We start from the raw sequence: 8,666 nt of genomic DNA on the forward strand, positions 1-8,666 counted from the left end.
ATAATTCTATATAAAGTAAATATTAAAGTTAAAAATAAAACTAAAAATAATTTTAGGGGGGTCAAACCATGAGCGCTAAAATAAATAATCAATTTGGAACTATAGAAATAGACAAGCAAGTTATAGCACAAATAGCATATCAATCGGCTATGGAAAGTTATGGGCTAGTTGGACTAGCACATAAAAGTAAAGGCATAGTAGAATTACTAAAAGGTGAAAATGCTACTAAAGGTGTTAGTGTACAAGAATTAGAAGATGGAACGATAGCTATAGAGCTTTATGTAATAATGCAATATGGAACTAATATATCAACTGTTGCAAATAACATCATAGATAAAGTAAAATATACACTTGAGAAAATTACTGCAATAAAAATAAGTAAAATAGATGTTAATGTTCAAGGAATAAGAGTTAAGTAATTTAGGAGGAAAAATATGATTCAATATATTGATGGGAAAAATTTAAGAGACATGATGGTCTCTGGGGCTAATAATCTCCAAAATAATAAAGACTTAGTAGATAAACTGAACGTGTTCCCAGTTCCAGATGGAGACACAGGTACGAATATGTCTCTTACAATATCTTATGCGATGAAGGAACTATCAAAAGTTAGTGATGATGATATAACTAATATAGGTAAGTCTTTAGCAAAGGGGTCTTTGATGGGAGCTAGAGGTAACTCAGGAGTTATACTATCTCAAATCATAAGAGGATTTACGAAATCTATAGAAGGCAAGGAAAAATTGAATTCTATGGATTTTGCACAAGCACTAAAGAATGGTTCAGATACAGCGTATAAAGCGGTTATAAAGCCTATAGAAGGAACTATATTAACTGTAGTTAGAGAAAGTGGAGAATACGCTATAAAAGCAGCAAAGAAAGAACAAGACATGCTGAAGTTTTTAGAATTAGTTATAAAAGAATCTAATGCATCATTAGAAAGAACGCCAGATTTACTTAAAAATTTAAAAGATGCTGGGGTTGTTGATTCTGGAGGTAAGGGATTAGTTCTTATATATGAAGGAATGTATGCTGCTTTAAAAGGCAATCCAATTACTATTAACGAAAATAGCAATAATACATCTTCTGTTGAAGTTGTTCAAGGTGAAATAAATACTGATGATATAAAATTTGCATATTGTACAGAATTTATATTAGAAAGTAATAAAGTAACTTACGATAAGATAAAAGATATAATGTTAGATTATGGAGATAGCTTAGCTGTAGTTGGAGATGATGGATTAATCAAAGTTCATGTACATACAAATGAACCAGGAACAGTGCTTCAACAAGCTTTAAAGTACGGACAGTTAGTAACTATAAAGATAGAAAATATGAAGGTTCAGCATGAAAATATTTTAGTTGAAAACCAAACGGCAGTGGCACAAGAGCAGACGAAAGAATACGGATTTATAGCAACATCTATGGGAGCTGGATTAGCTGATATATTTAGAGATTTTGGAGTTGACTACATCATAGAAGGTGGTCAAACAATGAATCCAAGTACAGAAGATTTTATGAAAGCTATAGATTCTATAAATGCTGAAAATATAATTATACTACCTAACAACAGTAATATAATTATGGCTGCAAATCAAGCTAAGGCCTTAAGCGAGAAAAATATAATAGTTATACCTAGTAAAACTGTACCTCAAGGATTTACATCACTTGTAAGTTTTAATGCTGATGCAACGGTTGAAGAAAATGAAGCGACTATGTTGGAAGCTTTATCAATGGTTAAATCAGGGCAAGTAACTTATGCCGTTAGAGATACTATTATGAACGATATAGATGTAAAAGAAGGTAACTTCATAGGAATAGGAGAAGGTAAACTTTTATCAGCTGGAGAAAGCAAGGAAGAAATAACTTTAGGACTTATAGAAAAACTTGTTGATGAAGATAGTGCTATAATAACTTTATTCTATGGTGAAGATGTAAATGAAGATGAAGCAAATGAATTTAAAAACATGTTAGAAGAAAAGTATGAAGATATAGATGTAGAGCTTTACTACGGAGGACAACCAATTTATTATTATTTAATATCTGTTGAATAATATTTTATAAATCCTGTATAATCTTACTATTAGGTAAGTTAGATTATACAGGATTTTTTTATTTTTAATTTTAAAATGTGAATCAATATTTCGAAATATAGATTCATATAAGTAAATTTTTTATTAAGGTGATAATATGAATAATTTAAATAAAGAAATTAAATATGTAAAAGGGATAGGGCCTAAAAGGGCTAATAAGTTAAGCAAGTTAGGGATATATACTATACTTGATTTAGTATATTACTTTCCAAGACAGTATGAAGATAGAAATAACTTAAAAAAAATATTTGAACTTCAAGATGAAGAAAAAGTAACTATAAAAGTTTTAGTAAATAGTATAGAAACATCTAATATTAGAAAAGGATTAGTTATAACCAAAGTAGGAGTAAGAGACGAAACTGGATTTGCAAAATTGGTATTTTTTAATCAAGAATATATAAGCAATACCTTGAAAAAAGGAGATACTATATTAGTATTTGGAAAAGTTAAGAAAAGTGTTCAGGGAATTGAACTTAGTTCTTGCGAAATAGAACAACTTACAAATAATCCTAAAAGCACATGTGGGATAATGCCAATATATTCACTTACTTATGGTTTAACAAATAAAGAACTTATAAATATTATTAAAACTGTTTTTAATAATGAACAAATAAATATAAAAGAATACCTACCGAAACGGATAATTGAAAAATATAAATTATGTAGTATTGATTATGCAGTTAAAAATTTACATACACCATCAAATAAGGAAAGTCTTAAAGTTGCATTGTACAGGTTAGTATTTGAAGAATTTTTAATGCTACAGTTAGGTTTATTTTTATTTAAAAATGGAGTAACTGAAAAATCAGGGATATACTTTGAAAAAAATAACAATATAAACAACGTATTAAAGTCATTGCCATTTAAATTGACTAATGCTCAAAATAGAGCGTTAAATGAAATATTAGATGATATGAATTCTGAAAAAGTAATGAATAGATTAGTACAAGGGGATGTTGGTAGTGGAAAAACAGTTGTGGCGCTTTTATCATTAACAAATTGCGTTTTAAATGGATATCAGGGAGCTTTAATGGCGCCTACTGAGATATTAGCCGAACAACATTATATTTCACTAAATGAAACGCTATCACGATTTGGTGTAAAAATAGGACTACTAGTTGGTAGTTTGACAAAAAAGAAAAAAGAAATTGTATTAGAGCAAGTTAAAAATAATGAGATAGATATATTGATAGGTACACATGCATTAATAGAAGATAAAGTAGAATTTAATAATTTGGGGATTGTTATAACTGATGAGCAGCATAGATTTGGAGTTAGACAGAGGAATAAATTATCTGAAAAAGGATATAACCCAGATATTTTAGTAATGACAGCAACACCTATACCTAGAACATTAGCATTGATTTTATATGGGGATTTAGATATATCTATAATAGATGAGCTACCACCAGGAAGACAACCTATAGAAACTATAGCTGTATATAAGGATAAAAGAGAGCGAGCTTACAATAAGTTAGTAAGAAGTGAAGTTGAGAAAGGTAGACAGGTATATATAGTATGTCCGTTGGTAGAAGAAAGTGAAGCAATAGAGGCTAAGGCTGCGGTAGACTTAGTAGAAGAATTAAAAAGCGAATATTTTACTGACTTGAGATTAGGTCTTTTGCATGGTAAAATGAAACCTAGTGAAAAAGATGATATTATGAAAAAATTTAAAAATAAAGAACTAGATATATTAGTTTCAACTACAGTTATTGAGGTTGGAGTAAATGTTCCAAATGCAACTCTTATGATAATTGAAAATGCTGAAAGATTTGGTTTAGCTCAACTTCATCAGCTAAGAGGTAGAGTAGGAAGAGGAAGCCATAAGTCTTATTGTATATTAATATATTCATCAAAATCACAGGTTTGTTCACAACGAATGAGTATAATGGAAGAAACTACAGATGGGTTTAAGATATCAGAAAAAGATTTAGAAATAAGGGGGCCTGGAGAGTTCTTCGGGACGAGGCAACATGGACTTCCAGAGCTTAAAGTAGCTAACATATTTAAACATATGAAAATATTAAAAATAGCACAGCAAGAGGCTAGATATATAATAAGTGAAGACCCAAAATTAGCTAGTTATGAAAATAAGAATCTAAGAAAAGAAGTTTTAAAAAAGTTTGAAAATAGATTGCACGAAATATCATTAAATTAAAAAATAAATTATGCTAAAATAGTATGGAAGGAGAAATTATATTGAGAGTAATTTCAGGAAAAGCTAGAGGATTAAAATTAAATGCACCTAAAAATGAAGATGTGAGACCAACAACGGATAGAGTTAAGGAGTCACTGTTCAATATAATAAATGGATATATAATAGATGGAGAAGTGCTAGATTTATTTGCAGGTACAGGGTCTTTAGGAATAGAATGTTTATCTAGAGGTGCTGATAAAAGTGTATTTGTAGATGTAAATAGAAGTAGTATAGATATAGTAAAATCCAATATAAAAAAAGCTAGAGTTGAGCAAAATAGTGAAGTTATAAATTTAGATTATAAATCTGCAATAGATAAATTGAAGAATACGTTACATAAATTTGACATAATTTTTATGGATCCGCCATATTATGAAAATATATTTATAGATGCTTTGAAAAAAGTAGAGGAATCTAATATACTAAAAGTAGATGGAATTATAGTTGTAGAACATGATACAAAGCAGGAATTTCCTGAAAATATAGGTAGATTAGTGAAAAATAAGAGTAAAAAGTACGGCAACACTACTCTTACATTCTATTGTATGGAGGATTAATAATGAAAAGTACAGTTAGAAAAGCTATATTTGCAGGTAGTTTTGATCCTATAACTAATGGACATTTAGATATAATAGAAAGAGCTTCGAAGTTATTTGATGAACTACAAATAGGGGTGTTATATAATCCTAATAAAAAAGGATTATTTACATTTGAAGAAAGAGTAAGACTAATAAAAGAATGTACAAAACATATTGAAAATACTAAAATAGTAAGTTTTGAGGGATTATTGGTTAATTATTGTGAAGAAAATGAAATTCAAACATTGGTAAGAGGTATCAGAAATGGTGCTGATGTAGAATATGAGCTTCAAATGGCCCATATGAACAAGGAATTAAATCCCAATATAGAAACAGTTATACTTCCGACTACTACAAAGTACTCATACATAAGTTCATCGCTTATAAAAGAAGTTTTAAACTTTGATGCTAATATAGAGAATTTAGTTCCTAAGGTAATAATAGAAGAATTAAAAAGAAAAACTAATAGGGGGAGATAATATGAATATAGACTTAGAAATGATGGAATTGCTAGAGGAATTAGAAAGTGCCATAAATAATGCAACTTCAATTCCTTTTTCTCATAAATCGGGGATAGATAAAGAAGAAGTTTTAAGCATAATATCTGATATAAAAGCTATACTTCCAGAAGAAGTAAAGCAGGCAGTATGGATAAATAAAGAAAGACAAAAAATATTAAGTAATGCTAATCAAGATGCAGAAATTTTAATTGAACAAGCTAATAAAGAAGCAAACCAAATAATAGAAAAAGCAATGAAAGAAACTGAAGATATGAAGAAGAATTCTGAAGATATAATAAAATCATATATTGATTCGGATGGATTAGTAGTAGAAGCTGAAGAAAAAGCTAAAGCTATAGTAGAAAAAGCTGAATATACAGCTAGAGAAATAAAAATAGGATCTATAAGATATGCAGATGATGTATTAGAAGGGTTACAATATAACCTTCAAAATGTAATTGATGAAATTTCAATAAATAGAAGAGAATTAAGTGAATAATAAAAATAGCTATCTATAATTTTATAGATAGCTATTTTTATTATTCACTTAATTTGTTTTTGAATTTAATTTTTTTAATAATGTAAATGTAAAACCCAAATAAATTAATATGAGTATAGGTAAAATAATATGGCAATTATTTATGTAGTGAATCCAAATTGAATTATTAGTTAATATATTGGAAAAAGTTGTTTGATTTATAAAAAGTGAAAGTGAATCTACAAATGGATAAAAAACAAATGTGAAAATAAATGCAAATATACCATGCATAAGTTTAGAACAGATATATATAGTTGTATTTATATCTGTTAGAGATAAAAAGCTACAACATTGAGCTAAAATTGATAAACCACTAAATGCTATTATAAAGCTGCATAATGAAACTCGTATAATTTCAGGAATATTTGTAATTGATGAAATTTGGTTACAACCTATAGTTATTTCGAATAAACCACTTATAAAAGAGGTGCATAATTCTTTTGAAAAACCAAATAAAGATAGTGGTAAATATATTATGGATGATATCAAGTTAATTACATTAAATATTGAAAGGATTTTAAAAACTACTGAAAAAACGATAACAAATCCTCCAACCATAAGGATTGTATTTATTCCATTGAATACAGCATCTCCAAATAAAACAAAAAATCCCTTGTTTTCATTTTTTCTCATAGTTACAATTTTGGTTATTTCTAACCTTAAACTTTTGTTGTTGTCTTTAATAAATTCTCTACCGTAATTTTTAAACAAAATTCCTACTGTGAGAGAAGATAAATAATGACAAAAAAGAATTAAATAGCCAATTGATGAATTATTAAACATTCCAATTGCTACAGCACCTACTATAAAAAGTGGGCCAGAGGTAGAGCAAAAAGAGACTAATCTTTGTGCTTCATACTTAGATATTTCATTGTTTTGTCTAAGTTCAGAAGCTAGTTTAGCTCCGATGGGATATCCGGAAACTGTAGAAATTGCAAATACCAAAGAACTTTTACCGGAAACATTGAAAAGTCTTCTAGTTATAGGGTTAACCACAAGACCTATAATATCTACAAATTTTAATTTAACTATTAAGTTAGCTGCTATTATAAATGGTAGTAGTGACGGAATTAGTGTATCTGTCCATATAGAAAAACCGGTTTTAGCAGCATTTATAGATTCGTTTGGAAATGATATTATTCCCATTATCAATATCATAACTATTAAAGATGGAATTAAAAATGTTATAAACTTACTTTTTTTCATTTGGGCACCTACTTTTAATATAATCTATGATAATTATATTAAAAATAGGTACAATCTATGATAATAACTTGATGCATATATACAGATTTTATTTTACATATATAGGTGATGTATAATAGTCCATAGGGCCTTTGAGTAAGTTCTTATTACTTTTGTAATAAGGTATATTGTACATGTTAGTTGCTTTTATATCATATTTAATCAATGTTTCAAACACCAAATTATTTTCAAAGTTTATATTTGAAAATTTATTTATTATTTTAATATCTGAACTTGATTTTATTTTTTTTATAATTTCACGACCCTTATCATTGAATGCTAAAACTCGCACATAAGGTAGGGTTTCTAGATTCTTAACATCATTCATGTCATCTTTAGTTATGCCTAGTAATATATTATTTAATATTCTTTTGATTTTAGTTAAAGTATATCTTTTTGATTTTATTAGTTGATGAAGCTCTGATAAGTTGCTAGATGTAAATATAGATTTATAAATTTTATTCTCTATACCTTCGTTTACATCAAAATAAGAATTTAGTTTATCAAAGTCCCTAACCACTATTTCTCTAATTGTATCAAAATAATATTCATCAAACATAGGATTGAAATTATTATTTATATTTTCTGAAATTATATTTAATGTTTGTTTTGGGACGACTGATGAAATTTTACTTAATGTATTATCAGTGCTAAGTGTTTTGCGTATAGCTGTAGCGGAACAAATACTGCTATCTATAGATTCTGAATTGTAATCAGCTAGTATTCTAGATATAGTAAATGGTTTTATTGAACTTTCATGTTTTAATAAACTTTTTATGTATTCGATACCTAATATGTTATTTGATGAACTTAAAATATTACTAAGTTTATCTTCAGATATATTTAAGATACCATTACTTGATATATATTCATATAAAGCTTTGCTTCTTGCTGTAGCAAATAAAAGCCCAATATCTAAATTTTTCTTTAAAATAGATTTAAACTCATCTGGTTCCTCTACTAAAACTCTGGAAATTTCTATTAATGTATCGATACAACCTTCTTCGCTACCAAAACAAATTGAGTCTATACAATTTAAAGAATTAAGCAGTGTTATAGCCCCATGAGTGAATATTTCTGCGCTTTGGCAAGCGTAAAGTGTAGGAAGCTCGATAACTAAATCTACACCGTTTAAAACAGCTATTTCAGCTCTCTTATATTTATCAAATAAAGCTGGTTCACCTCTTTGTAAAAAATTTCCGCTCATTACAGCAACGCTGTGAGTAGAATTTGTTATTTCTATTGATTTTTTTAAGTGATATAAATGACCATTATGAAATGGATTATATTCAACCACTAGTCCTACTATTTTCATAAAAATCTCCTTTTCGCTAAAATTATAAAAAAAATATCAAAAAACAAAGGATTTATTGTTAATATATCGAATTACTAAAATTATAAAAAATAATTATATATTATTATAATATTAAACAAAAATGAGAACAATAATTCTTAAGATAATTATAGTTTAAGTTAAAAAATTAAAAAATCTTATAAAGTATATACTTTTATTAT

General features: G+C 27.6%; 8 protein-coding genes. 6 read left to right on the plus strand and 2 right to left on the minus strand.

What is annotated here, in order from left to right; all coding sequences use genetic code 11:
- Nucleotides 1-68 precede the first annotated feature (68 nt).
- The 6 genes from ACRCYC_RS17775 to ACRCYC_RS17800 all read left to right on the plus strand — a co-directional run bounded on the left by ACRCYC_RS17775 (nucleotide 69) and on the right by ACRCYC_RS17800 (nucleotide 5,867).
- On the plus strand, nucleotides 69-419 hold the full coding sequence (locus ACRCYC_RS17775; RefSeq protein WP_438620440.1) for an Asp23/Gls24 family envelope stress response protein: 351 nt from the start codon (nucleotides 69-71) through the stop codon (nucleotides 417-419).
- A 15-nt stretch (nucleotides 420-434) separates the two neighbouring features.
- Entirely contained in the window at nucleotides 435-2,054 is a 1,620-nt protein-coding gene (locus ACRCYC_RS17780) for a DAK2 domain-containing protein (RefSeq protein ID WP_438620441.1), read from the plus strand.
- Between the two features lie 136 nt (nucleotides 2,055-2,190).
- The gene (recG, locus tag ACRCYC_RS17785) at nucleotides 2,191-4,251 is read left to right on the plus strand and encodes an ATP-dependent DNA helicase RecG (RefSeq protein ID WP_438620442.1); all 2,061 of its coding nucleotides are present in this window, start codon (nucleotides 2,191-2,193) and stop codon (nucleotides 4,249-4,251) included.
- Between the two features lie 41 nt (nucleotides 4,252-4,292).
- Entirely contained in the window at nucleotides 4,293-4,847 is a 555-nt protein-coding gene (rsmD, locus tag ACRCYC_RS17790) for a 16S rRNA (guanine(966)-N(2))-methyltransferase RsmD (RefSeq protein ID WP_438620443.1), read from the plus strand.
- 2 nt (nucleotides 4,848-4,849) lie between these two features.
- Nucleotides 4,850-5,347 carry a pantetheine-phosphate adenylyltransferase gene (gene coaD, locus ACRCYC_RS17795; RefSeq protein WP_438620444.1) on the plus strand — a complete coding sequence of 166 codons (498 nt, stop codon included), beginning with the start codon at nucleotides 4,850-4,852 and terminating at the stop codon, nucleotides 5,345-5,347.
- A 1-nt stretch (nucleotide 5,348) separates the two neighbouring features.
- Complete coding sequence (locus ACRCYC_RS17800; RefSeq protein WP_438620445.1) at nucleotides 5,349-5,867, plus strand: hypothetical protein; 519 nt, start codon at nucleotides 5,349-5,351, stop codon at nucleotides 5,865-5,867.
- A gap of 48 nt (nucleotides 5,868-5,915) precedes the next feature.
- Here the strand turns inward: ACRCYC_RS17800 and ylbJ are convergent, their stop codons facing one another.
- Together ylbJ and ACRCYC_RS17810 are read right to left on the minus strand one after the other, a co-directional pair.
- On the minus strand, nucleotides 5,916-7,112 hold the full coding sequence (ylbJ, locus tag ACRCYC_RS17805) for a sporulation integral membrane protein YlbJ (protein ID WP_438620446.1): 1,197 nt from the start codon (nucleotides 7,110-7,112) through the stop codon (nucleotides 5,916-5,918).
- Between the two features lie 88 nt (nucleotides 7,113-7,200).
- Nucleotides 7,201-8,466 carry a nucleotidyltransferase gene (locus tag ACRCYC_RS17810; RefSeq protein WP_438620447.1) on the minus strand — a complete coding sequence of 422 codons (1,266 nt, stop codon included), beginning with the start codon at nucleotides 8,464-8,466 and terminating at the stop codon, nucleotides 7,201-7,203.
- Nucleotides 8,467-8,666 lie beyond the last annotated feature (200 nt).

This window comes from Paraclostridium sp., from assembly GCF_051657365.1.
Classification (GTDB): domain Bacteria; phylum Bacillota; class Clostridia; order Peptostreptococcales; family Peptostreptococcaceae; genus Paraclostridium.

Bases quoted from the DNA above. Each gene is read 5' to 3' on its own strand.
- ACRCYC_RS17775 (WP_438620440.1), top strand. From the start codon at position 69: ATGAGCGCTAAAATAAATAATCAATTTGGAACTATAGAAATAGACAAG.
- ACRCYC_RS17780 (WP_438620441.1), top strand. From the start codon at position 435: ATGATTCAATATATTGATGGGAAAAATTTAAGAGACATGATGGTCTCT.
- recG (WP_438620442.1), top strand. From the start codon at position 2,191: ATGAATAATTTAAATAAAGAAATTAAATATGTAAAAGGGATAGGGCCT.
- coaD (WP_438620444.1), top strand. From the start codon at position 4,850: ATGAAAAGTACAGTTAGAAAAGCTATATTTGCAGGTAGTTTTGATCCT.
- ACRCYC_RS17800 (WP_438620445.1), top strand. From the start codon at position 5,349: ATGAATATAGACTTAGAAATGATGGAATTGCTAGAGGAATTAGAAAGT.
- ylbJ (WP_438620446.1), bottom strand. From the start codon at position 7,112: ATGAAAAAAAGTAAGTTTATAACATTTTTAATTCCATCTTTAATAGTT.
- ACRCYC_RS17810 (WP_438620447.1), bottom strand. From the start codon at position 8,466: ATGAAAATAGTAGGACTAGTGGTTGAATATAATCCATTTCATAATGGT.